The 22421-nt window shown below is 70.0% G+C and carries 19 protein-coding genes; 10 read left to right on the forward strand and 9 right to left on the reverse strand.

Going from position 1 to position 22421, the window contains the following annotated elements:
- The 4 genes from G7043_RS32970 to G7043_RS32985 are packed head-to-tail and all read right to left on the reverse strand — an operon-like array spanning position 1 to position 8166.
- Positions 1 to 5697, reverse strand: coding sequence for a type I polyketide synthase (locus tag G7043_RS32970; protein WP_166052401.1), 5697 nt, complete (start codon positions 5695 to 5697; stop codon positions 1 to 3).
- 18 nt (positions 5698 to 5715) lie between these two features.
- On the reverse strand, positions 5716 to 6561 hold the full coding sequence (locus tag G7043_RS32975) for a thioesterase domain-containing protein (RefSeq protein WP_166052402.1): 846 nt from the start codon (positions 6559 to 6561) through the stop codon (positions 5716 to 5718).
- A complete protein-coding gene (locus tag G7043_RS32980) occupies positions 6558 to 6836 on the reverse strand; it encodes an acyl carrier protein (RefSeq protein WP_166052404.1) in 279 nt (92 codons plus the stop codon). Before G7043_RS32980 ends, G7043_RS32975 begins: the two co-directional genes overlap by 4 nt.
- A gap of 1 nt (position 6837) precedes the next feature.
- Complete coding sequence (locus tag G7043_RS32985) at positions 6838 to 8166, reverse strand: NAD(P)/FAD-dependent oxidoreductase (protein ID WP_166052406.1); 1329 nt, start codon at positions 8164 to 8166, stop codon at positions 6838 to 6840.
- A gap of 267 nt (positions 8167 to 8433) precedes the next feature.
- Here G7043_RS32985 and G7043_RS32990 point away from each other — a divergent pair, with 267 nt between their 5' ends.
- The 4 genes from G7043_RS32990 to G7043_RS33005 are packed head-to-tail and all read left to right on the forward strand — an operon-like array spanning position 8434 to position 11597.
- Positions 8434 to 9180, forward strand: coding sequence for an SCO6745 family protein (locus G7043_RS32990; protein WP_166052408.1), 747 nt, complete (start codon positions 8434 to 8436; stop codon positions 9178 to 9180).
- A 20-nt stretch (positions 9181 to 9200) separates the two neighbouring features.
- On the forward strand, positions 9201 to 10544 hold the full coding sequence (locus G7043_RS32995; RefSeq protein WP_166052410.1) for a flavin-containing monooxygenase: 1344 nt from the start codon (positions 9201 to 9203) through the stop codon (positions 10542 to 10544).
- A gap of 12 nt (positions 10545 to 10556) precedes the next feature.
- On the forward strand, positions 10557 to 10907 hold the full coding sequence (locus tag G7043_RS33000) for a hypothetical protein (protein ID WP_166052412.1): 351 nt from the start codon (positions 10557 to 10559) through the stop codon (positions 10905 to 10907).
- Positions 10908 to 10922: 15 nt separating this feature from the next.
- A complete protein-coding gene (locus tag G7043_RS33005; protein WP_166052414.1) occupies positions 10923 to 11597 on the forward strand; it encodes an SDR family NAD(P)-dependent oxidoreductase in 675 nt (224 codons plus the stop codon).
- Positions 11598 to 11665: 68 nt separating this feature from the next.
- Here G7043_RS33005 and G7043_RS33010 read toward each other — a convergent pair whose 3' ends face one another.
- A complete protein-coding gene (locus G7043_RS33010; RefSeq protein ID WP_166052416.1) occupies positions 11666 to 14377 on the reverse strand; it encodes an AfsR/SARP family transcriptional regulator in 2712 nt (903 codons plus the stop codon).
- A 253-nt stretch (positions 14378 to 14630) separates the two neighbouring features.
- Here G7043_RS33010 and G7043_RS33015 point away from each other — a divergent pair, with 253 nt between their 5' ends.
- The 4 genes from G7043_RS33015 to G7043_RS33030 are packed head-to-tail and all read left to right on the forward strand — an operon-like array spanning position 14631 to position 17955.
- On the forward strand, positions 14631 to 15254 hold the full coding sequence (locus G7043_RS33015) for an RNA polymerase sigma factor (protein WP_166052418.1): 624 nt from the start codon (positions 14631 to 14633) through the stop codon (positions 15252 to 15254).
- Positions 15255 to 15266: 12 nt separating this feature from the next.
- Positions 15267 to 16001 carry an SDR family NAD(P)-dependent oxidoreductase gene (locus G7043_RS33020; protein ID WP_166052420.1) on the forward strand — a complete coding sequence of 245 codons (735 nt, stop codon included), beginning with the start codon at positions 15267 to 15269 and terminating at the stop codon, positions 15999 to 16001.
- Between the two features lie 19 nt (positions 16002 to 16020).
- Positions 16021 to 17337, forward strand: coding sequence for an MFS transporter (locus tag G7043_RS33025; RefSeq protein ID WP_166052422.1), 1317 nt, complete (start codon positions 16021 to 16023; stop codon positions 17335 to 17337).
- 6 nt (positions 17338 to 17343) lie between these two features.
- On the forward strand, positions 17344 to 17955 hold the full coding sequence (locus G7043_RS33030; RefSeq protein WP_166052424.1) for a MerR family transcriptional regulator: 612 nt from the start codon (positions 17344 to 17346) through the stop codon (positions 17953 to 17955).
- Positions 17956 to 17958: 3 nt separating this feature from the next.
- Here the strand turns inward: G7043_RS33030 and G7043_RS33035 are convergent, their stop codons facing one another.
- On the reverse strand, positions 17959 to 18348 hold the full coding sequence (locus tag G7043_RS33035; RefSeq protein ID WP_207312017.1) for a hypothetical protein: 390 nt from the start codon (positions 18346 to 18348) through the stop codon (positions 17959 to 17961).
- 128 nt (positions 18349 to 18476) lie between these two features.
- Positions 18477 to 19310 carry an endo alpha-1,4 polygalactosaminidase gene (locus tag G7043_RS33040; protein WP_166052428.1) on the reverse strand — a complete coding sequence of 278 codons (834 nt, stop codon included), beginning with the start codon at positions 19308 to 19310 and terminating at the stop codon, positions 18477 to 18479.
- Here G7043_RS33040 and G7043_RS33045 point away from each other — a divergent pair.
- Positions 19309 to 19806 carry a hypothetical protein gene (locus G7043_RS33045; protein WP_166052430.1) on the forward strand — a complete coding sequence of 166 codons (498 nt, stop codon included), beginning with the start codon at positions 19309 to 19311 and terminating at the stop codon, positions 19804 to 19806. The genes G7043_RS33040 and G7043_RS33045 overlap by 2 nt on opposite strands.
- 309 nt (positions 19807 to 20115) lie before the next feature.
- Here the strand turns inward: G7043_RS33045 and G7043_RS50070 are convergent, their stop codons facing one another.
- Positions 20116 to 21255, reverse strand: a complete 1140-nt coding sequence (locus G7043_RS50070; protein WP_166052432.1) for a nucleotide disphospho-sugar-binding domain-containing protein — start codon at positions 21253 to 21255, stop codon at positions 20116 to 20118.
- Between the two features lie 119 nt (positions 21256 to 21374).
- Between G7043_RS50070 and G7043_RS33055 the strand changes: the two genes are divergently transcribed.
- Positions 21375 to 22262: an IS5 family transposase gene (locus G7043_RS33055; RefSeq protein ID WP_278185925.1), complete on the forward strand. Its 888-nt coding sequence runs from the start codon at positions 21375 to 21377 to the stop codon at positions 22260 to 22262.
- On the opposite strand, the gene G7043_RS33060 is transcribed toward G7043_RS33055, so the two are convergent.
- Positions 22255 to 22421: transposase family protein (locus G7043_RS33060; RefSeq protein WP_166052433.1), on the reverse strand; the 167-nt coding region annotated here is incomplete at its 5' end. The genes G7043_RS33055 and G7043_RS33060 overlap by 8 nt on opposite strands.

Below are 22421 nucleotides of genomic sequence, written 5' to 3' on the forward strand. Positions count from 1 at the left end.
TCACTCACCTCGGCTCGTGAACTGCTCGGCCAGCCCTTCGCTGCACACCACGTCGACGTCGGTGAACCGCAGCAGCACCCGGCCGTCCGGGGCGCACGCGGTCACGGTGCAGCGCGCGGAGTCGCCGTTGGTGGCCACGTCCCGCACGACGACGACGAACGGCGAACCGTCCGGCAGGACGTCGTGGACGTCGATCGCACCGACCGCCGTGGGCAGGCAGTTTCGGCCGCTGCTCCGGTGCACGCGGACCAGCGCGGCCTGCAGCAACAGGTCGGCCAGCACCGGGCTGTACCGCGCAGTCCGGTAGCCACCATCGCCCAGCGAAGCGTCGGTCAGCTCGCAGCGGAGCACCAGGTGCTCGTCGTCCTCGGCCAGCAGCGCGTGGATGCCGCGCAGCGCCGGTCCGTGGAACAGAGCACCGTCGTCGTACGGACTCACCGGTGCACTGGAGAACGCGGGCAGGTCCACCGTCTCGGGGGCAGGCGCATCGGCCACCACCTCGGCGCGGTACCGGGGCTTTCCGTCCGGATCGCGAACGAGAACCTCGGCATCGGTGAGCGCGAACTCCAGCTGGTCCGGGGCGTCGTCGAACCGCAGCCCCCGCAGCACCGAGAAAGAGCGCAGCCGCAACGGTTCCGTGCGCACCCGCGACACCACGTTGAGGATCGCGCCGAGAGCTGCGGTCGCGGGCAGCACCGGAGTGCCGCCGAGTGCGTGCGAGGCCAGCACAGGATCGTCGGCCAGCGAACGGATGTCCCGTCGCAGCACGACATCGGAAAGCCCGGAAGCGTCCGGTGTGGACAGAGGAGTGGTGGGGCCCGCGACGCAGACCACGTCACCGGACCGTTCCGGCGTGAACTGGTCGGCGAACAGCCGGACGCCCTCGTCGAGCGGGATCAGCGGGATGCCGCGCGAGGCGAACATCCTGGCCAGCTCGGGCGTGACCATGCCGCCCTCCCACGCACCCCAGTTGATCGCGGTCACGGCGGCCGACGGCAGCGAGCGCTTGAGCGAACAGGCGATCCGGTTGAGCGCCTCGTTGGCCATCGCGTAGTCGGACTGCGCCCGGTTGCCGAAGAACCCGGCGACGGACGAGAACAGCACCACGTGCCGCAGCCGTTCCAGCTCCAGCGCGTCGAGCACGGACGCGAGCCCGGTGAGCTTCGGCGCGAGCACACGCGCCACGTCTTCGGGTGTCTTGTCGGCGATCAGCTGATCGGCGAGCACACCGGCGCCGTGCACCACACCCGTGATCGGCTTGCCTGCCAACACCTCAGCGACAGCACGAGCATCGGTCACATCGACCGCCACGTAATCAGCCTGTGCTCCATGGGAGCGGATCGAGGAGAGGGTGTCGCGGATCTCGCGCTGGGCCAGGAGATCCCGCGCGATCCGGTCGACCTCCCGCGGCTTCGGTTTGCCGTCCGAGTTCTGCGCGATCACGCCGCGCAGCTCGCGTTCCGGCACATCCGCGGCCCACGACGGTTCGTCGGCGAGCGCGGTGCGGCCCAGCAACAGCAGGCCGGTCCGGTACCGGCGGGCGAGCTCGACGACGCAGGCCGCGGTGACGCCACGACCGCCTCCGGTGACCACGAACAGGTCGTCGGGACCGGGGGAGTCGACGGGCGGTCCGGACGGCAGCAGGTCCGACCGCGAGTCGGACACGGTCACCACGCGACGCACACCCTCAGCGTCGTAGGCGATTTCGGGCAGGAGCTGTGCGTCGTGCAGTTCGGCGAGCAGCAGCGCAGCGCAGCGCTCGTCGGTCAACGACGGCGCGAGGTCGACCACGCGGCAGAACAGCGACGGCGCCTCGATCGCCAGGGTCTTCACCAGGCCCGGCAGACCGCCCAGCACGGCGGTCTCCCTCTCGACACCGCCGAACCCGAGCAGTCCGTCGAGCCTGGTGACGACCAGGAAGGCCGCCCGCCCGCCGGCGGCTGCCGCTGTCAGCCGCTGGTGGGTGTCGCGGGCGAGCAGCAGAGCTGACGTGAGCGTTCCGTCCGCGTGCACGACCAGGTCCAGGTCAGCGTCGTCGGGCACGTCCTGCGGTGCGCCCCAGGTGGTCCACCCGGATTCCGCTAGAGCAGCGGCGAACGGCGCCGAGCCCACCACGAGTGCGTTGCGCGCGCGGAAGGGAGCGTCCAGCTGGTCGGGAGCGGGAACGGCCAGGAGGCACGCCTGCTTCCGGCCGATGCCGGGCGCTCCCTCACGTGCTTTTGGGGTGGCCGTCACCTCGCCGGCCTGCTCGGTGACGAACCGGACGATGTCGTCGAGCGTCCGCAGTTCCGCCAGCTGCTCGGGGCTCGCCTCCTGGGCGTCCGGGAACTGTTCCCGCAGGCCACCCATGATCTCGACACGCTTGATCGAGTCGATGCCGAGGTCGGCCTCGACGTCCATGGCGGGGTCGAGCATGTCGGTCGGATAGCCGGTCTTCTCGGCCACGATGGCGAGCAGCGCCGAGCGGACGTCGTCAGCCGATCCCGCCGGTGCCGATCCCGCCGGCGTGAGGTCACCGGCAGGTTCCGGGGCTTCCTCGGGCTCGTCCGTGACCACGATCTCCTCGTCCGCCACAGGCGCAGCGACCGCGGCTGGCTCGGGAGAGGCCGGTTCCAGCTCGACCGGCGGCGCCGGCTCGTAACGACGGGGCGCGGGAGGCGCGGCCGGCGGATCCACCGTCGCACCCGGCGTGTCGAGCTGCACCAGGCTGCGCAGCACCTCGCTCGCGTGGATGTGGCTCTGCCCGATGGCGACGCTGTGCTCGGTCACGGCGTTGATGCCGCTGATCACGCTGTCGTCCGGGGTCTCGCCGTCGGCGTGCTGCTGCAGCACCTCGGTGAGCCGCTCGGCCACTTTCAGCTGGCTGTTGAGATATTCCTCGTGCATCGACAGGTGGCCGCCCACCGCACCGGAGACGTCCGCCTCCGGATTGGTGATCAGCTCGCCCTGCTGCGGCTCGACCCTCTCCGCTGTCGGTTGGCTTTCTTCCATGGCCGCGCGATGCGCGCGCCGTTCGTCGGACACGTGGTTCACCCCGTTCATGGGAATCGTCATTCCGCCGACCGGTTCGGACGGCTCCGCGGGTGCGGTGAAGCGGTTGAACCCGGCGAGCGGTACGCCGAGCACCGCGAGCTGGGCGGCGGTCTGCTTCAACGTCCGGTCGCCGTCCGCGCGCGGGCCCGCGTCGGCCGAGAGCACGACGACGTCGTCGTGGTCCGCGAGCGTGCGGCGGACCAGGCCGCCGAGCACCTTCTTCGGCCCGAGCTCCACGAACACCCGGAACCCGTCGGCGTACATCTCCTCCACGCGCGGTGCGAACAGCACCGGCTTCAGCAACTGGTCGACGAGGACACCGCGGTTGGCCGCCACGTCCGGGCCGTAGCGAGCGTTCTCGCTGTTGGCGTAGACCGGGAACGACGGCTCGGCCAGCGCGATGTCCTCGACCACCGAACGGAACTCCGTCACGGCGTGCGCCACGTGGTCGGTGTGGAACGCCGCCGCCACCGGTAGCCGCTTCGCCTCGGCACAGGACTCGACGAACCGTTCGACCGCCTCCGTGGCACCTCCGACGACCACCTGCTCCGGGCTGTTCACGTTGCAGATGCTCAGATCCGGGTGCTCGGCGAGCAGTTCGCGCACCCGCTCCAGGCCACAGGAGACAGCCGCCATCGCGCCGGAGTCACCGGTGCCGGCCATCGCCCGGCCGCGCGCGGCGGCGAGCCGGAAGAAGTCCGAGTCGCTGAGGCTTCCCGCACACCACAACGCGGTCAGCTCCCCGAAGCTGTGGCCGAGCGCGCCCTCGGGCTCGAACCCCAGCACGTGCAGATAGCGGAAGTGCCCCACCGACAGGGCTCCGATCGCGGGCTGCGCGAAGTCGGTGCGGCGCAGCGAGGTTTCCTGTTCCTCGGCTGTGCGCTCGTCGAACGCGGTCGGCGGGAACACCACCGCCGCGAGGCCAGGAACCGCGGCCTCGTCGAACGCGGCTCGGACCGGAGGAACCGCCAGCGCGGCACCGGTTCCCATGCCCGCGTACTGGCTGCCCTGCCCCGCGAACAGCACCGCGACCTTGCCCGGCACCTCCGCGCGCCGCCGGTAGTAGATCCCCGGCAGCTCGAAGTCGTCGGACGACTCCCGCAACCGATCGATGGCCTGTTCACGCAGCCGCGCGAACTCGTCGTCGCGAGCCACGATCGCCAGCCGCGCGTGATCCTCGGGCACGGGCCCGTCGGACTCCTCCGCGTCGACCAGCTCGGCCGGATCGGCGGCGTGCCACAGATGCACCCGGCACACGCGGTGCAGGACCTGGGCAGCGGAGTCGTGCTCCTCCAGCACGCAGTGGAAGTTCGTGCCACCGAAGCCGAACGACGACACCGCCGCCCTGCGCACCGGCCTGGCCGGGTCGAGCACCCACGGCCGCGCGGTGGCACCGAGGTGGAACGGCGAGTCGTGCAGCCCCTTCGCGGGCTCGGTGACGTTGATGGTGGGCGGCAGCACCTTCTGGTGCAGCGCCAGACTCAGTTTGATCAACCCGGCGGCGCCCGCGGCCGCCTTGGTGTGGCCGATCTGGGACTTGATGCTGCCGACCGCGACCGAGCCGGGTGCGACGCCCGCTTCCTCGTAGACCTCGCGCAGCGCACCGAGTTCGGTGTCGTCGCCGACCGCGGTGCCGGTGCCGTGACACTCGACCAGCCCGATGTCGGCCGGGGTGAGCCCCGCGTCGTCGTAGGCGCGGCGCAACGCGACGGTCTGCCCCTCGGCGCGCGGCGCGTAGATGCTCTTGAACCGGCCGTCGCTGGACGAACCGATGCCGCGCAGCACCGAGTAGATCCGGTCGCCGTCGCGCTCGGCGTCGGCGAGCCGCTTCAGCGCGAGCATCCCGATGCCCTCACCGATCAGGGTGCCGTCGGCGTCCGCGTCGAACGGCCGGATGCGTTCGCTGGGGGAGAACGCGGGCGTCTTGGAGAAGCAGAGGTACATGAAGATCGTGTTCTCGGCGTCGCACCCACCGGAGATCATCAGGTCGGCGCGCCCGGACACCAGTTCGGCCGCGGCCATGTGCACCGCCGCGAGCGAGCTCGCGCAGGCCGCGTCCACCGTGCAGTTGGTGCCGCCGAGGTCGAACCGGTTGGCGATCCGGCCGGCGACGACGTTGCCGAGCATGCCGGGGAACGAGTTCTCCTCCCACGGCGCGAGGGCCGCGACGAACTGGTCCGCGATCTCCTCGGCCTGGGTGTCGGTGAGGCCGCAGTGCCGGGCGACGCGCCGCAGCAGCGGGGTCTGCAACCGGGTCGCGAGCGGCTGGGTGAGCGAGTTCGCGCCGGTGATGCCGAGGATCACGCCGGTGCGCGACCGGTCGTGCTCAGGAGTGTCGGCCAGCGTTTCGCGAGCCACCACCAGGCTGAGCAGCTGCAGGACGTCGGTGACCTCCAACGTGGCGGGAGGCATCCCGAACTCGACCGGGTTGAAGTCCGTCGTCGGCAGGAACCCGCCCTTGCGGCAGTACGTCTTGTCCGGCGCGGCCGGGTCGGGGTCGTAGTAGTCGTCGATCCGCCAGTGCGTCTGCGGCACGTCGGTGATGCAGTCGACCGCATCGGCGATGTTCGACCAGAACTCGCGCACGTCGCGGGATCGCGGGTACAGCCCGCCCAGCCCGACGACGGCGATCGGTGTGTCGCACAACCTCACGTGGTCACCCATCATCAGTCCCAAGGCAAGTCAGGCGGAGATCTCGGCGAAGCACCGGATCGCCGCGGGATCGCGCAGCATCGTGTAGTGGTCACCCGGACAGCGCAGCACTTTCGGCGACTCCGCCACCTGGTCCCAGCCCAGCGCGCCCGGCCGGTCGACGAGACCTCGTTCGGGGCGCAGCACCACCATCGGCAGATCAGTCCACTTCGGACTGTGACCGAGCACGAGGTGGTTGTTGCGCAGGAGTCCGTCCCGGTAGGTGGTGAACACCTTGCGCAGCCCGGCGGTGGTCGTGCCCGGCAGCAACGCCCCGCCGGCGACGGCCGCGTCCAGCACTTCGGCGAGCGCGGGCTCGAACTCCCTGCCGTGCAACCGTTCCGGCGGCACGTCGACGGTGCCGCCGCGCTTGGCGGCCAGGTACATCGCGAACCAGCCCAGCACCTGCACCGGGTCGAGCTCACCGTCGCGGGCGGTGAACTCCGGCACGGGCGCGAGCGCGTCCAGCACCAGCACCCGTTGGGGAAGTTCGTCCTCGTCGAGCAGGCCGAGCAACGCGTGGCAGATCGTGCCTCCGAACGACCACCCGGCCAGCACCCAGTTCCTCCCGGAGACGGGCAGCTCCCGCAACGCGCGCGCGACGTCGGCGGCCATCTCGTCGATCGTCGTGGTGACGCGGCGGGTCAGCGCCGCCTCGAAGTACGCCGGCATTTGTTCCAGATCCACGATCACCAGGCCTCGCAACGGGTCCACGCCCTCGGCCAGCTCCCGGTAGTGGCTCACCGGAATGGCGCCGGGGTGGACCAGCACGACTGGATCTCCCGCCTGGCCCGGCGTCCGGACCAGCAGGGGACGATCGGGTCTCGTCGCCGTCACGTGTCCTGCTTCAACGAGACGATGTACGGCGCCAGCTTGGCGATCGTCGGGTGGTACCAGAGCGCGGTCGGCTCCAGCTCCATGCCGAGCCACGCCTCGAGCTCGCCGGAGAGCACCAGCGCCTCGGTCGAGTCGAGCCCGAACTCGTCGAAGTACTTGTCGGGATCCACCCGGTCCGGCTCGACGCCCAGCCGCTCGGCGAGCTTGCCGGTGAGCCACTGCTGCACGTCCTGCGCGGTCAGCGTGCCCGTGTGCGGTGCGGAGGGTTTCGTCATGTCACAGCCCTTTCGCCTGAACGTGGAGGTCTTCGGTGAAGCGCTCGAGATCGGCGATCACCCGCTCGGCAGCGCTGAACCCTGACCCCACGGCGGTGTCGTGGTTGCCCAGCGAGTCCGGCCCGTACCGGCGGGAGTGGAAGTAGGAGCCCGCGAACTTGATCCGCGATCGTGAGTTGAGCGAGTCGATGTCCTGCTGGATCCGGCGCGCTCCGAGGTCGAAAGTCGGGTGCTCGTAAGGAATTTCGGCGATCACCAGGTCCGCGCGCGGCTCGATCGGGCACGCCACCGAGACGAAGTAGTCCGTGGAGCTGGTGAAGCAGTGCAGCTCGTTCAGGTAGTACACGACCCACGGCACCGGCTTGCCGTCGACGTCCTTGCGGCCGTAGTTCCAGCTCCGCCAGTCCGCGCGGTCGCGTGGCATGACCGCGGGATCGGTGTGCAGCACCGCCGTGCTCGGGTGGTACCCGATCGCGCCGAGCAACCGATGGTGTTCCGGTGTGGGCTCGGCGAGCAGTCGGAGTGCCTGGTCCGCGTGCGTCGCCACCACCACCTGGTCGAACCGCTCGGAGCCCTCCGCCGTTCGCACGGTGACCCCCGAGGCGTCCTCGGAGACGGACTCGACCGGTGTGCGGAGCCGCAACTCGCCACCGGCGGCGCGGAGCTCTTCCACCACCCGGCGGACGTAGGTGACGCTGCCGCCGCGAACGGTGCGCCACGGCACGCCGCTGCCACCCAGCGGCTGGGCGCCGTGCGCCATGAAGAAGGCGATGATCGTCGCCGCGGGCATCTCCCAGATCTTGTCCGCGGGCACGACCCACGCGGTGGAACACATCATCACCACGAAGCCGTGCAGGAACTCCTCGCTGTAACCGTTGCGCACCAGGTACTCGCCGAGCGGCATGTCCACGCGGCCGCGCACGAAGTCCCGCGGCGACTCGGCGTGGAACCTCCTGGCCTCGCGCCAGAGCCCGAGGAACTCCGGCGGGCAGTGCGCGCGCACTTCGTCCTCGGTGCGCTGGAAGTCGTCGGACACGTAGCAGGAGCCCGTGTCGGTGTCGTAGAAGCTGAACCGGCCCGGATGCTCGACGCCCTCGACCCCGAGTTCGGCGAACAGGCGCATCAGCTCCGGATAGTTCGGTTCGTTGTAGACGATGAACGCGGTGTCGAGTCCCAAAGTCCGTCCGTCGTCCGAGATTTCGACCGTGTGCGCGTGTCCTCCCGGTTGGTCGCCCGCCTCGAACAGCGTGACCTTCGTGGACGATCGCAGGCCGTGCGCGGCCGAAAGCCCGGCCGCACCACTGCCTATGACAGCTACCTCTGGTTTCACGCTTCCTCCCGTGCCGTCTTCCGTCACCACAGTGCGGAGGTCGCGGCCCGGGGATACGAAAAGGGGCCTATTTGGTCCGTTCGGGCAGACAATTGAATCTTAGGTTTGAGTTGAGCGTTTTCTGGCAACCACGCCGACTTGGTGAATTATCAATAATTCAGGGGTTCAACCCAGTGTGATCTTGCGCTACGCTTTGTTTTGCGCCCGCCTCGACCGTCACCGAGCCGTCTTCCGCAATTGGTTCGTGAGCGAGGAAAGGACCGCGACGTGGATGCGCAGGAGTGTGCGCGGGTGACCCGTGAGGTCGTCGTGCACCGCGGCGGGCGATTCATGGTGTCGCCCGAGCTCGCCACCCAGGAGCGCCTGCTCGGGCTGCCCGCGCGCTCGCTGTACTTCCGCGGGCGCTCGGCCGTGCTCGGTGACCCACCGCCCGCGGTGGTGACCGAGCTCTTCGGCATCTTCCCCGCCTGGCTGGTCGACCTCGCGTTGTCCTCGCCCACCGGGAAGCTGGCCGCGGAACGCGCCGTCGAGGCGTACACGGCGGCGTGCTGGGAGTGGGGGCGTCACCACCTCACCGCCGTGCCGGACCCGGCTGCCACCGCTGACCTGCTGTTCACCGTGGTGGACGCCGCGGACGGCAGCGGCTTCGCGTTGTTCGCCGGGTGGCGGCACGCCCCCAGACCCGCTGATCCGCCCGCCCGCCTGGCCCACGCGCTGATGGTCGCCCGCGAACTGCGCGGCGCGTTCCACTTCGCCGCCCTGAGAGCCGGCGGACTCGGCATCGCCGAGGCGGTGTTCACCGATCCCGACTCCGGCCCGCAGCGCCTGCGGCAGACCGGCTGGCGCGAGGAGGACGTGGCACCCGTCCGGGAACGCCTCCACGGCCGGACCGACCTGGAACAGCGCTGGCACGAGGCACAACGGACCACCGACGAGACCTTCGGCGCGTGCCTGGCCGTGCTGAGCGCGGACCAGCGCGCCGAGCTGGCGACCGCACTGCGCACCGCGGCTTGAACCAGAGGAGAGAAGCACTCGTGGCACGAGGAACTCACTGCGTCATCGGGGCCGGGTTCGCCGGTCTCGCGGCGGCGCGCGCACTCCTGAAACGCGATGTCGACGTGCACGTCTACGAGGTCAGGCCCGAGGTGGGCGGCAACTGGCTCGACGGCGTGTACGACTCGACGCACCTGATCACGTCCCGCCGCAGCACCGGCTTCCCGGAACGCCCGCTGCCGGCCGACCTGCCCGACTTCCCGCACTGGACGGTCCTGCGGGACTACCTGAAGGACTACACCGACGAGTTCGGGCTGCGCGAGCACATCCGGTTCGGCACCGAGGTCACGGCCGTCGTCCCCGCCGGGGCGGCCGACGGCACCGACGGCTGGCTGGTCACCAGCCGTGCCGCGAACGGCGAGCAGACCAGGCACTACGCCGGGGTCGTGGTCGCCAACGGCCACCACTGGGACAAGTTCGTACCGGACAAGCCGGGCTCGTTCACCGGGGCCCAGCTGCACGTCAAGGACTACAAGCGGCCCGAGGACCTGGTGGGGCCCAAGGTGTTGGTGGTCGGGGCCGGTGTGTCCGCGTGCGACCTCGCCGTGGAGGCGGGCCGGACGTTCGGCACCGCGTGGATCTCCATGCGCCGCACGCACCACTTCGTGCCCAAGACGGTCTACGGCAAGCCCGTCTCCGAGCTCAACAACCCGTGGATCCCGGCGTGGCTGCAGCGGGTGGTGAGCACGGCGATGCTGCGGGTCGTCAACGGTCCGTACAGCCAGTACGGGATGCCCGAGCCCGACCACAAGCTCTTCACCGAACAGGTCACCGTCAACACCCAGCTGCTCTACCACCTGCGGCACGGCACCGTGCGCTACCGGCCGGACATCGAGCGCTTCGACGGCCGGACGGTGCGGTTCGTCGACGGGACCGCGGAGGAGTTCGACAGCGTCGTCTGGGCGACCGGGTACCTCAACACCTTCCCGTTCCTCGACCGCGGGCTCTTCGAGTGGGAGAACGGCGTGCCGCGCCGGGTGTGCGGGCTGCTGCCGGAACGGGTCGCGGGCCTCTACGTGTTCGGTCTCATCCAGCTGCGCGGCGGGGCCGGGCCGATGCTCGCCCTCAGCGCCGAGCTGCTCGCGGACATGGTGCAGGCGCAGGCCCGCGCCGGCCGTCCGATCAGCCTCGACCTGGCGCGCGAACGCAAACCGGACGCCAGATTCTACGCCTCCGTGCCCGAGATGACCCGCCAGGTCGAACGGGAACGAGCCCTGCTGGCCCGGTTGCGCCGGCGCGAGCACTGGCTCGACACCGACGAACAGGTGGGGGAGCGGGCCGACGGGGACCTCGTGCGCGTGCCGGCGAACACCGCCGCACGGTGAGGAGTGGAAACCATGCAGATCCTGCAGTCCTTGCTCGTCGGAGCGCATCTGCTCGGCATGGCCGGGTTCATCGCCGCCTACTTCGTGCAACGCCGCACGCAGCCGGACGGCCCGCTGATCGCCATGTGGGCGTGGTCCGTGCTGATCGTCAGCGCGTCCGGGTTCGGCCTGGTTGGCGTCGGCATCGCGACCGACGACCACCACGACCCGGTGAAGATGATCATCAAGGGCGGCCTGATGACGGTCCTCGGCGTCGCGGTGCTGATCGTCTACTTCCGCCGCAGGGCCATCCCGCGGCAGCTCCCGGCGGTCTTCGCCACAGCGGTACTGGCCGAGGTGGCGGTGTCCGTCCTGATCACCTGACCTGGGGGAGGAGCCATGCCGACCGCACTGGTCACCGATCCCCGCACCAGACTCGGCACGGCGTTCGCCCGGCGCTTCGGCGCGACGGGCCACGACCTGGTGCTGGCGGGCCACGGCGAACGTGAACTCGGATTCCTGGCCGCGGAGCTCGCCGACCGGCACGACATCACCGTCGAGGTGATCGTGGCGGACCTCGCCGACGCCGCTCAGCGCGCCCTCGTGGAGGACCGGCTGCTCGACGACGACCGCGCACCGGTGGACCTGCTCGTGAACAACGCCTCCGCCGACGCCTGCGCGGGCTTCCTCACCACGCCGGTGGACCGGGTGCAGGCGGACTTCGACCTGCGGGCCACCAGCGTCCTGCGACTCACGCACGCGGCACTCGCCGGCATGATGCGCCGACGACGTGGCGCGGTGATCAACGTGTTCGGCTCCGGCCGGGCGTGGTGGGGCCTGGGCAGGTGCACCGTGCAGGACGCGTTCATCCGCACGTTGTCGCAGAACCTGGCCGACGCGCTGTGCGGCACACCGGTCCACGTCATGGCGTTGTGCGTCGGCACCACCACTCCGTGGCTGACCAACGGCGGCGCGGACGAGGTCGTGCGGCGCGCGCTGCGGGATGTGGCACAGCGCCGGACGGTGTCAGGCAGCCGCCTCCAGCTGATGGCGCGCTGGCTGACCTCCCGGTGAAGTTGATGAGGGGAGCTTTCCTAAACCTGAGGTTTGGGAAAGCTCCCCTCATCAACCTCGCGCGGGGGTTAGGGGGAGGCTTCGCCGGGGGACTCGTCGGTGCGGGAGAGGCCTAGCCGGTTTCGCAGGGCGACGGACTGGTCGCGGTAGCGGGCCGCGGCCTCCGGGCCGTGCAGCACGTGGGCGACCCGCGCGACGCGGTGCAGCAGTTGTTCCTCGGCCCTGCGGTCACCCAGCCGGCGGGCCATGTCCAGGGACCGCTGGTAGTGCTCCAGCGCGTCGGCGTGCTGCTTGAGCCGCTCCAGCACGAGTCCGTGCCGGGCGTGTGCGAGCACGTGTGCGTCGCACAGCGGTACGTCGGCCAGCAGCGCGAAGGCGCGGTCCAGGTGGTCGAGCGCGTCGGTGGTCGCCCCGAGATCGGTCGCGACCCGGCTGAGGTTGCTGAGCCACTTCGCTTCCAGGTAGGGCTCGCCGAGCTCGCGCGCGATGCGCACGGCGTCCTGCAGACAGGTGTGCGCCTCGTCGACGCGGCCGGTGAGCAGGTGTGACTCGCCGAGGTTGTTGAGCACCGTGGACTCGGCGAGCCGGTCGCCGAGGTCGCGGGCCATCACGAGCGCCTCGCGCATGCTCGTCACGGCCTCGTCGTGGCGGCCCAGTTCGGCCAGCGCCAGGCCGGTGTTGCTCAGCAGCAGCCGCTGGGCGGGCCGGTCGCCGAGCAACCGGGCCGACTCCAGGCCCGGTTCCAGCACCTCCAGCCACCAGACCTTGTTGCTGCACCGGTAGTGCAGCACCCCGGTGCGGTAGGCCAGCCGCCACGCGCGCTCGTGGTCGCCGTAGCGCGCCGAGGCCTTCACCAGTGCGCGGATGTTGGGCTCCTCGGCGTCGACCCAGGTCAGGATGTCGGTCGCCGACCTGAACGGGGGCAGCGTCGTGGGCGGGTGCTCGACCGGCCCGTCGAACAGCGGCGGCCGCGGTTCCAGGGTCAGCCGCGCCACGCCGACGGTGTGCAGGAAGTAGTCGACCAGCCGCCGGCCCGCCGCGGCGCACTCGTCGTCCTCGCGCGCGAGCTGCGAGGTGTAGAGCCGGACGAGGTCGTGCCGGCTGTACCGGCCGGGGACCGTCTCGTTCACCAGATGCGCCTCCGCGAACTCGTCGAGGTGACGGCGGGTCTCGGCGATGCCCGCGCCGAACAGCGCCGAGGCGGCGAACCGGTCGACGTCCGGTCCGGGATGCACCCCGAGCAGCCGGAACGCCCGCTGGGAGCGCGCCGGCAACGCGCGCACGCTCAACGCCAGCGACGCGCCCACGGCCCGATCGGCGGTGACGAGGGTGCTCGCGCGTTGCTGCTCGTCGGCGAGCTCGTCGACCATGCGCTGGACCTGCCAGCGCCGATGCGTCGCGAGCCGGGCGGCGACGATCCGCAGCGCGAGCGGGAGCCGGTCGCACAGCCGGACCAGCACGCGGACGGCCTCCGGTTCCGCGGCCACCCGCGGCCGGCCGATCACGCCCGTGATGACGTCGAGCGCGTCCTCCTCCGTCAGCACGTCCAGGCCGAGATGGGCCGCTCCTTCCCGCGCGACCAGGCCCTCCAGCCGGCTGCGGCTCGTCACCAGGGTGAGACAGCCGGGCGTGCCGGGCAGCAGCGGACGGACCTGGTCCGAGTCACGGCAGTTGTCGAGCACGACCAGCATCCGGCGCCCGGCGATCGACGACCGGTAGAGGGCCGATCGTTCGTCGGGGTTCGAGGGCACGTCGGCTTCCCGGACGCCCAGCGCGTGCAGGAACCCGACGAGCACGTCCGCGGGTGGCTGCGGTTCCCGCTCGTCGTAGCCGCGCAGGTCGGCGAAGAGCTGACCGTCGGGATACCGGTCGCTGATCTCGTGGGCGTACCGCAGGGCCAGAGTCGTCTTGCCGATGCCGGCCTGTCCGCTCAGCACGACGATCCGCCGGGTGCTCTCCCGCAGCTCGAGCAGCTCCTGGCCCCGGCCGGTGAAGCCCGCGGCGCTCAGCGGGAGCTGCGCGGGTGCCGGGCCGGTCGTGGGGACGGCCGGTGCCGGAGCCTGGCCGGTGACCAGCGCCTCGTGTTCGCGGCGCAGTCCCTCGGACGGCTCGACGCCCAGTTCCTCGGCGAGCGCGTCCTGCGTGCGCTGGTAGATCTCGAACGCCTCGGAGCGGCGGCCGGTGGCGTGCAACGCGCGGATCGCGAGCTCGGCGAGTTCCTCGCGCAACGGGTGCGCGGACACGTGTTCGTCGAGCAGCGTGCTGGCGTCGGTCGGGCGGCCGAGTCGCAACAACCGAGCGGCCAGGTCCTCGACCGCGTGCAGCCTGCTGTCGGTGAGCCGGGCCGCTGCCGCGGTGAGGTAGAGGCTGTCCGCGGTGCCCGCGAGCGCCGGGCCGCGCCACAGTCCCAGCGCCTGCTGCAGCAGCACCACGGCCACGTCGTCGGACCGGTGCTTGGCGTCGGCCAGCAGCCGGTCGAACAGCTCGGCGTCGACCGCGTCCGCCTCCGTGACCAGCTCATATCCCGACGCCCGGCTGGTCAGCCGCGCGGGTCCGGTGATCACCTTGCGCAGCGCGGAGATGTGTCCCTGCAACGCGGTGCGGGCGTGCGCGGGCGGGTCCTCACCCCAGACCCGGTCGATGAGCGCGTCGGTGCCGAGCAACTGGTTGGGAGTGAGCGCGAGCGCCGCGAGGACCGAACGTCGTTTCGGTGCCCCCACCGTGAACATGGAGCCTTTCGCCGTGACGACCTCCACGGGGCCGAGAAGACGGAATTTCATTCACGTTCCCCCCGTGATCGACCCTTCGTCAGCGACATCGGCAGCGTGGCGAGGTACCGGGAACGTTGCTTTTGACAACTATTCTGATTCCGGCTCGCCGGACGCGGTCATTGTAGATTCGCAGATACCCGATGGAGGCGTGATTGATTCAAGAATCCCGTAATGAGACGCTTAGGCTGGCATTAGCCGCCCATTAACGCGCTCTGCGACGGTGTTCGAGGAGAGAACCAGTCCGTCGCGAGTGGGTGGGTGCATGACCATCGTTCACGAGAAAGGTGTGGTCGACGCGATTGGGGCACCGGGGGACCGGGAAGCCCGACAGGCGGTGGTGTTCCAGAACTGCCGCAGCGGAGTCGAGGGGGCGTGGAATTCGGTGGTCGAGGAGTTCACGCCGATAGTGTGGAGCGTCGCGAAGTCGTTCGGACTCCTGCCCGACGACTGCGCGGACATCTGTCAGTCGACGTGGGCGCACGCGGTCAGGTCGATCGACCGCATCAGGCACCCCGCCCGGTTTCGCACGTGGATCGTGACCGTGGCGAAACGGGAAAGCATCAAGCTCCGCCAGTTCACCGCCCGGCACGTGCCGGTGGCCGACGTGGAGAGCGGCGTCACCGGCGCCGACCTGTGCGGACCGGAGGAGGTCGCGGTCGAGCGGGCGGACCACCTGAGGGTGCGGGTCGCCCTGAGTCAGTTGCCGAGCCTGCACCAGGAACTGTTGTGGATGCTGATCTCCGACCCGCCGCCGAGCTACGACGAGATCAGCCGCACGTTGCACATCCCGCGCGGATCCATCGGCCCCACCAGGGCAAGGGCGCTGCAGCGGATGCGCGAACTGCTGGAGGAGGACTCGCCGGCGACGGAATTCCGGGTCGCCTGAAGGGAACCGATCATGCCCACAGCTCTGGTGACAGGACCGACGGCGGGCATCGGCGCGGCGTTCGCCCGCAGGCTCGCGTCGGACGGCTACCGGCTGGTGCTGGTCGCGAGGTACGAGCAGACGCTGAAGGAACTCGCGGCCGAACTGGACGGTGACCACGAGGTGCTCGCCGCGGATCTCACCGATCCGGTGGCGCGGCAGCGGGTCGAGAACCGTCTGGCCGACCAGGATGCTCCGGTCGACCTGCTGGTGAACAACGCGGGAATCGGTGCGGTGGGCCGGTTCTGGGAAGCCGACCCGGACGTGCTGCTGGCGCAGTACGAACTCGGCACCACCGCGGTGTTGCGGCTGACCCGCGCCGTGCTGCCGGGGATGGTCGCCCGCGACCGCGGTGCCGTGATCAACGTGGCGAGCTTCGGCGCGTTGCTGCCGGGCCGCAACGGCGCCGCCTACACCGCGTCGAAGTCGTACGTGGTCTCGCTGACCGATCGCATCGCCGCCGAGCTGCAGGACACGCGGGTGTCGGTGATCGCGGTGTGCCCCGGCTGGACCCGCACCGAACTGCACCGGCGCTCCGGCAACGACTGCCCGGACCCGGAGTCGGGCTGGTGGCTCGACGCGGACGCCGTGGTGGACCAGGCGCTGGCCGATCTCGCGAAGGGGAGAACCCGGTCGGTGGCGGGGTCGCGGTACCGGCTGGTGTACCGGGCGACCCTGTTGCTGCCGCGCGGACTGAGCCCTCGCTGACGTCATCGGGAGAACCCACGTGAACCGCATCGAGCAGCGCGCCTGGTACCAGTACGACTGGGCGAGCGCCGCCTTCCCCACGCCGATCCTGACCGTGTTCCTCGCCGTCTACCTCACCGGTGTCGCGGAGACCGCCGCCCGTTCGTCCGGCCAGCAGTGCCTCGACTCCGCACTGGTCGACTGCGACGTGAGCCTGTTCGCCGTCGGCTTCCCGGCCGGTTCGCTGTGGGGCTATCTCCTCGTGCTGGCAACGGTCGTGCAACTGCTGACCCTTCCGCTCGTGGGTCTGGTCGCGGACCGGACCGGCCGGTGGTCCGCGGTGTTCCTCGCGTGCGTGATCATGGGAGCGGGCGGAACGGCGGGACTCGCGTTGGTGTCGGCGCCCGACTGGCTGCTGGGGTCGCTGTTCTTCGTCATCGCGAACGCGGGTTTCGGTGGCGCCCAAGTCATTTACAACTCCTATCTGCCCTGGATCGCCACCGAGTCGGAGCGCGACGCGGTCACCGCCCGCGGAACCGGTCTCGGCTACCTCGGTGCCGGGCTCGTCCTGGTCGCCCAGCTCGCGCTCTACCTCGGGCACTCCGCCATCGGCCTCGGCGAGGCGACGTCCGTGCGGCTGTGCTTCCTGCTCTCCGGCCTGTGGTGGGCGCTCTTCTCGATCCGCCCGTTGCGCGTGCTGCGCCGCTACGACCCCGCCAACCGTCCGGAGTGGACGGTCGGTCAGCACTCGATCTCGTTGCCGGCCACCATCCGCACGATGACCGGGCATCCGATCGTCCTGCGTTTCCTGATCGCGTTCTTCGTCTACACAGCGGGCATCAACACCGTCAACGCGGTGGCGTCGCAGTACGGTGAACGCGAGATCGGCCTGACCCAGCAGACGCTGGTCCCGATCCTGGTGACGGTCCAGTTCGTCGGCGCGCTCGGCGCGTGGCTGCACGGCAAACTCGCGGTGCGGCTGGGCACCCGCAACGCCGTGCTGGTCAGCCTCGCCTGCTGGTCGGTGCTGATCTGCATCGGCTTCTTCGTCCCCCGCGGCGCGACCTTCGGCTACGCCGCGCTCTCCTGCGGTGTGGGCCTGGTCATGGGCGGCACGATCGCGTTGTCCCGTTCGCTGTTCAGCAAACTGGTGCCGGTGGGCCAGGAAGCCCGGTTCTTCTCCCTGTTCAGCGTCTTCGAACGGGCCGGCTTCATGCTGGGCCCGCTGGCGTTCGCCGCGATCGGCCAGCTCACCGGTTCCTACCGCCCCGCCATGATGTCGACGCTCGTGTTCTTCGTCGGCGGCGCGGTTCTGCTGTGGTACCTGCCCGCCCGAGACCGCGCCGAGGCCAGGTGACCGGCCGTGCGCATCGGTGAACTGAGCAGCACCAGCGGTGTCCCCGTCTCGACCATCAAGTACTACCTGCGCGAGGGTCTGCTCCCGACCGGCCGGTTGACGTCGGCGAACCAGGCCCAGTACGACGAGCACCACCTGCGGCGGCTGACCCTCGTCCGCGCGCTGGTGGACGTCGGTGGCCTCTCCATCGCCACCGTGCGCGAGGTGCTGGACGCCGTCGACGCCTCGGACTCCGGTGCGGTGCGCATGGTGCACGACGGGATCACCGCGGTCCCGGCCACGGACCCCGACGCTGCCGCCGAACAGGAAGCCTCGTCGTTCCTGACGCGCTGCGGACTGCCCTATGAGCCCGACAATCCCGCCACCCGGTCCCTGGTCGCCGTCATCGCGACCGCCCGCCGCCTCGGCCACCCGCACTTCACCGACCAGCTGGGCGTGTACGCGGACGCCTGCCGCCGAATAGCAGAAGCCGACGTGGACCGCGTGATGAGGCATTCCTCGGTCGAGGACGTTCTCGAAGGCGTTGTCGTGGGGACCGTGCTGGGCGATGCCGCCATGGTGGCGTTGCGCAGGCTCGCCCAGCTGCAGGAGTACCGCCGCCAGTCCGGCCCGAGGTAGTGCTCAGGCGCGCAGGAGCCCGATGCCGAGCAGCACGGTCGCGACTCCGAGGCTGAGCGCGCCCAGGTAGATGAAGACGATCATCTTGTTGGGCCGCTGGGCTTTGGGCGACACCACCGCGAGGAAGAACCCGAGCGGGGTGAGGATCGGCCCGGCCGCGAAGCCCCACCGCACGATCGTCCGCGCGGTCTCGGACAGGTTCGCCTTGTCCACGTAGAGCAGCGCCACCAGGGCGAAGATCACCCACACGCCCGCGTGCGCGTGTCCGGCGCGGAACATGTGCCGCCGCACGGAATTCTCCAGGTAGCCGGGGTCTCGTTTGGCGATCATCCGCAGCAGGGAGTAGCCGCCGAACTCGATGGTCGGCACGACGATCAGCAGAATTGCCGCCATGGTCAGGGATTCTGGGGACATGTGGTTCCTCGCAGTCTCCGGCGGTGGCCTCCACTCTATTTCAGCGGCCCGGCCGGCGCAGATCGCGACGGCCGGGTCCACTGTGGACATCAGCTCTGGTGTGGTCGTCAGCAGTGGTCGAACGCGTAGGCGGAGTCGCCGGGCCCGACGAGGTAGCGGTCGCGCAACGTGGTGGTGGCCGGGGTGTCAGGGTCGTTGCACACGTCCTCGAACGTGCCGCGGAGGTCGTCGGTGTACTCGATGTCCATCACGTGCGTGCCGTACACGTCCGAGTAGGAGGCGCACTCTTCCCAGCGGTGGCACTCCTCGGAGACCGCGAAGTCGAAACCGACCTCCGCGCGTCCGCGTTCGGCCTGCTCGGAGGAGTTCTTCTGACCGATGGCGAGGCCGCGGCTGTGCGTGCGGTCGGCGAGCAGCTTCGCGTAGGCGAGGTTGTTGTTCACGCTCAACCGGCCGCGGGACCGCAGGTAGGAGTCGAGGTTGTCGACCTCGACGGCCTTGAAGCCCTTGTTGGCGCACTGGTCGATGGTGGCGCCGATGATCGTGGCGAGCTCGGTGCGCTTGGCCGCCGTCGACGTGTCGAGCAGGAACTCGTCCGGCCAGTTCGGGTCGATGATCGGGTTGCCCGACGAGTCCTCGAGCAGCAGGTGCTTGCGCTGGTTCAGCCAGGTGGAGCGATCGGCGGGCTGCGTCTGGAACCCGTTGACGTAGCAGATGTTGTAGATGCCGGGAGCGGGAGAAGCGGTGCTGTCACGGGTCACCAGGTTCACGCCGGAGGGCGGCGGGTACGCGGCGCCGAGCTGGTAGTCGAGGACCGCGTTGGCGGGCGGCAGCTGCACCGCCGCGGCCGAGGTGGTGTCCGCGTGACTCGACGAGGTCAGCGACCCGGCGACGCAGGCCGCCAGGGCGACCGCGGCGAGGGCGCGGGCAGGGGAGGTCATGAACGCAAGACTCCTTGATCGCTCAGAGCCTGTTGGCGAATGGTTGCGCAAGGTCGGCGCCTCCATCGACGCGGCGGAATGGGTGCTGCTCGGCGAGCTGGCCAGGGGCGCGAACCAGCTCAAGGGCAAGGACCGGCCGATGGTACTGCCCGCGGACAAGCTGCCAACCGAGCTGCGCTACCCGAATCAGCGATTCGGCGTGGAGCTGGCGTGGGACGAGCGCGGTCAGCCGCACGTGTCGCCGCAGGCGGTCCCGGTGTTCCCCCGGGCCACCTCGCCAGCGCAGGTGCCGGACGCCGACGGGCGGATGCCCCGGCGGCGGTTGGACTTCGAGCCCGACCGTCGGCACGCCCGCAGGCACAACGAGATCTACCGGCGCGGCGACCGGCCGTGGCTGCGCACGGTCGCGGTGACCGGAACGCTGCTGGCGGTCGGTGGCGCACTGTTCGTCCTCAGTGGACAGTGGTGGGGTCCCGCTCGTATGGCCCGCAGGTGAAGGAGTCCCACGAATCGTCGAGGGACTGGAACACGATGACCCAGGGCAGGTCCTCGATTGGGGAGCCTTCCTCCGGCTCGCTGATGATCACACCACCCATGTTGGGTCCTCCTCGGTCCGTGCCGTGTCGGGGCAATGTCTACCGCCCCCGCTCAGACCCCCGTCGCCGCCCCTCGGTGTTCACCGGCCCGTTCTCCCGCCGTGGCCGGGGCGTCCGGCTGAATACGTCCGACTGACACATTTCGGCCGCAAGGCCTACCAGCGCTCCGGCGCGCTGAGCTCGGTCGAGGCCCAGATCACCAAGCCGGATCAGCTCACCAGCGCGACGAGCTTCGACACCAGCTCCGATGGCAGGGGGCGTGCGGCGTTCTCCGCGCGGAGTCGCTCGCACGCCGCCCTGATCTCCTTGTCCTCCAACAGCTTCGTGAGATGCGAAGCGTCCACAGTGGTGTCTTCGAGCCACAGGCCGATACCAGCGTCGCGGACGAGTGTCGCGTTGTCGAACTGGTCGGCGCTGTGCGGAAGCAGCAACTGCGGCACCCCGGCGGCCAGCGAGGTGAAGGTGCTGCCGGAGCCGCCGTGGTGCACGATCGCGTCGCAGTGCTCCAACAGGGCGTTCAACGGGATCCACTCGACGAGGCGCACGTTCTCCGGCAGCTCGCCCAGTTCCGCGACGTCGAAGTCGCCGAGCGCGAAGATGAATTCCGCGTCGATCTCCTTGGCCGCCTCGACGATCTGGCCCAGCGCGCCGACGGACATCAGGCCGACCGCGGTGCCGAGGGTGACGCACACCCTCGGCCGTTCCCGCTTGGCGAGCAGCCACCCCGGCAGCACCCCGCCCGCGTTGTACGCGACGTAGCGCATCGGCCACCCGATCTGCGGGGTGCCGAGCCCCTCGGTAGCGATGTCGATGATCGCGTCGGCCTCGGTCGGCCGCGTCACGCCATGCCGGTCGTAGGCGTCGGTGTACTTGGCGTACAGCGCGAGCTCGTCGGTCCCGCGCGCCGAACCGAAGTTGTGCTGCACGGCGGGAATTCCGAGCTTCGCGGCGATGAACGGGCCCGCGGAGTCCATCTGCTCGAAGACCACCAGGTCCGGCCGCCAACCCTGGGCGGCGGCGAGCATCCCCTCGGTGAGCCGGTCGCCGAGCGCGGCGAACACCCGCGCGACGAGCTCCATCGCCCGCCGCGGGTCCTCCACGAACAGCTCGTGGATCGAGGCGAAGTCCCCGAACCGCTCGTTCTCCCGCACTGTAGTCCCGAAGAACTTCATCACGTCCAGCCCCGGCGCGGCCTCCACCGCGGGCAGCCCAGCTTGCGCGGCGCGCTCGACGACGTCACCGGTGCTGGCGACCAGCACGTCGTGACCCCCGGTCCGCAGCGCCCAGGCGAGCGGGATCATCGGAAACAGGTGGCCAAGCCCCGGCGACGACGAGAAAAGAACTCGCACGACTTCCTCCCTAGGAGTCTGTTGGCGAATGGTGTGGGTTGGTCGTGAGCGTGAGGGCATGAAGGTGGGGCTTCTGGTAATCGAGATGTACCACCAACTTGATCATTAAAAGCCCCAGGATGTCTGTCTACCGTGTCGAGGCCGCGAAGGCGAGTTGTGGCGTGTCTGGTTGCGCATGTCGTGACCGGACACGTCGGTATCCGTCTGATCTGACCGATGAGCAGTGGCAGGTGTTGGAGCCGCAAGCGCGGGCGGTCATGGCCGAGTTGCGCAAGAGCCCTGCCGGAGCGCCAATGAAGCATGACCTGCGTGCGATGGTGGACGCGATCGGCTATCTGACCCGCTATGGCATCGAGTGGCGGGCGTTGCCGGTCGACTTCCCGCCCTGGGAAGCGGTGTATGCGTTCTTCGAACGGTGGAGCGAACGGGGCCTGCCGCAGCGTCTGGTCGACCGGTTGCGGGGACGCATCCGGATCGCGTGTGGCCGGGCCGAGTTGCCTACCGCAGCGGCCATCGACGCCCAGACCGTGCGCGGTGCCGACACCGTGGCAGCCGACGGCGCCGGTTATGACGCGGGGAAGAAAACCAAGGGGCGTAAGAGAAACATTGCCACTGACTGCCTCGGACTCCTGTTAATGGTGACCGTCACCTCCGGCGGCATGCAAGACCGCGACAGCGCCCACCGGCTGCTGGCACTGCTGCGCGAACACTTCTCCACCATCACCCTGGTCTGGGCCGACGGCGGCTACGCCGGACGCCTCGTCACGTGGGCCAAAGCCGTGCTGTGCCTGACACTCACCGTTGTCAAACGCACCGACGACATAAAGGGCTTCGTGGTACTGCCCCGCAGATGGGTCGTCGAGAGGACGTTCGGCTGGCTGACCCGCCATCGACGCCTCGTCCGGGACTACGAACGCCGACCAGAACACCACGAAGCCATGGTGTGGTGGGCCACCGTCACGATCATGACCCGCCGCCTAGGGCGTGTCCTGCGGATCTTCACCTGAGGTGGAGGACGATGCAGGCGAGGACGATCTCCGCGCGATGGTAGGCGGCTCGTTTCGCGAACCTGGTGGCCAGGCCACGAAACTGCTTGAGGCGGCTGAAACAGCGCTCGACCACGTTGCGCAGCTTGTAGAGGTCGGGGTCGAAGGCCGGTGGCCTGC

The sequence above is a fragment of the Lentzea alba genome, assembly GCF_011067745.1.
Taxonomy (GTDB): Bacteria; Actinomycetota; Actinomycetes; order Mycobacteriales; family Pseudonocardiaceae; genus Lentzea; species Lentzea alba.

What these genes read in the sequence shown, in the direction of transcription:
- G7043_RS32980 (WP_166052404.1), bottom strand. Translation starts at nt 6,836, where the DNA reads ATGACGAAACCCTCCGCACCGCACACGGGCACGCTGACCGCGCAGGAC.
- G7043_RS33015 (WP_166052418.1), top strand. Translation starts at nt 14,631, where the DNA reads ATGACCATCGTTCACGAGAAAGGTGTGGTCGACGCGATTGGGGCACCG.
- G7043_RS33055 (WP_278185925.1), top strand. Translation starts at nt 21,375, where the DNA reads ATGTCTGTCTACCGTGTCGAGGCCGCGAAGGCGAGTTGTGGCGTGTCT.
- G7043_RS33045 (WP_166052430.1), top strand. Translation starts at nt 19,309, where the DNA reads ATGAACGCAAGACTCCTTGATCGCTCAGAGCCTGTTGGCGAATGGTTG.
- G7043_RS33005 (WP_166052414.1), top strand. Translation starts at nt 10,923, where the DNA reads ATGCCGACCGCACTGGTCACCGATCCCCGCACCAGACTCGGCACGGCG.
- G7043_RS33020 (WP_166052420.1), top strand. Translation starts at nt 15,267, where the DNA reads ATGCCCACAGCTCTGGTGACAGGACCGACGGCGGGCATCGGCGCGGCG.
- G7043_RS33000 (WP_166052412.1), top strand. Translation starts at nt 10,557, where the DNA reads ATGCAGATCCTGCAGTCCTTGCTCGTCGGAGCGCATCTGCTCGGCATG.
- G7043_RS33040 (WP_166052428.1), bottom strand. Translation starts at nt 19,310, where the DNA reads ATGACCTCCCCTGCCCGCGCCCTCGCCGCGGTCGCCCTGGCGGCCTGC.
- G7043_RS33010 (WP_166052416.1), bottom strand. Translation starts at nt 14,377, where the DNA reads ATGAAATTCCGTCTTCTCGGCCCCGTGGAGGTCGTCACGGCGAAAGGC.
- G7043_RS32970 (WP_166052401.1), bottom strand. Translation starts at nt 5,697, where the DNA reads ATGGGTGACCACGTGAGGTTGTGCGACACACCGATCGCCGTCGTCGGG.
- G7043_RS33035 (WP_207312017.1), bottom strand. Translation starts at nt 18,348, where the DNA reads ATGGCGGCAATTCTGCTGATCGTCGTGCCGACCATCGAGTTCGGCGGC.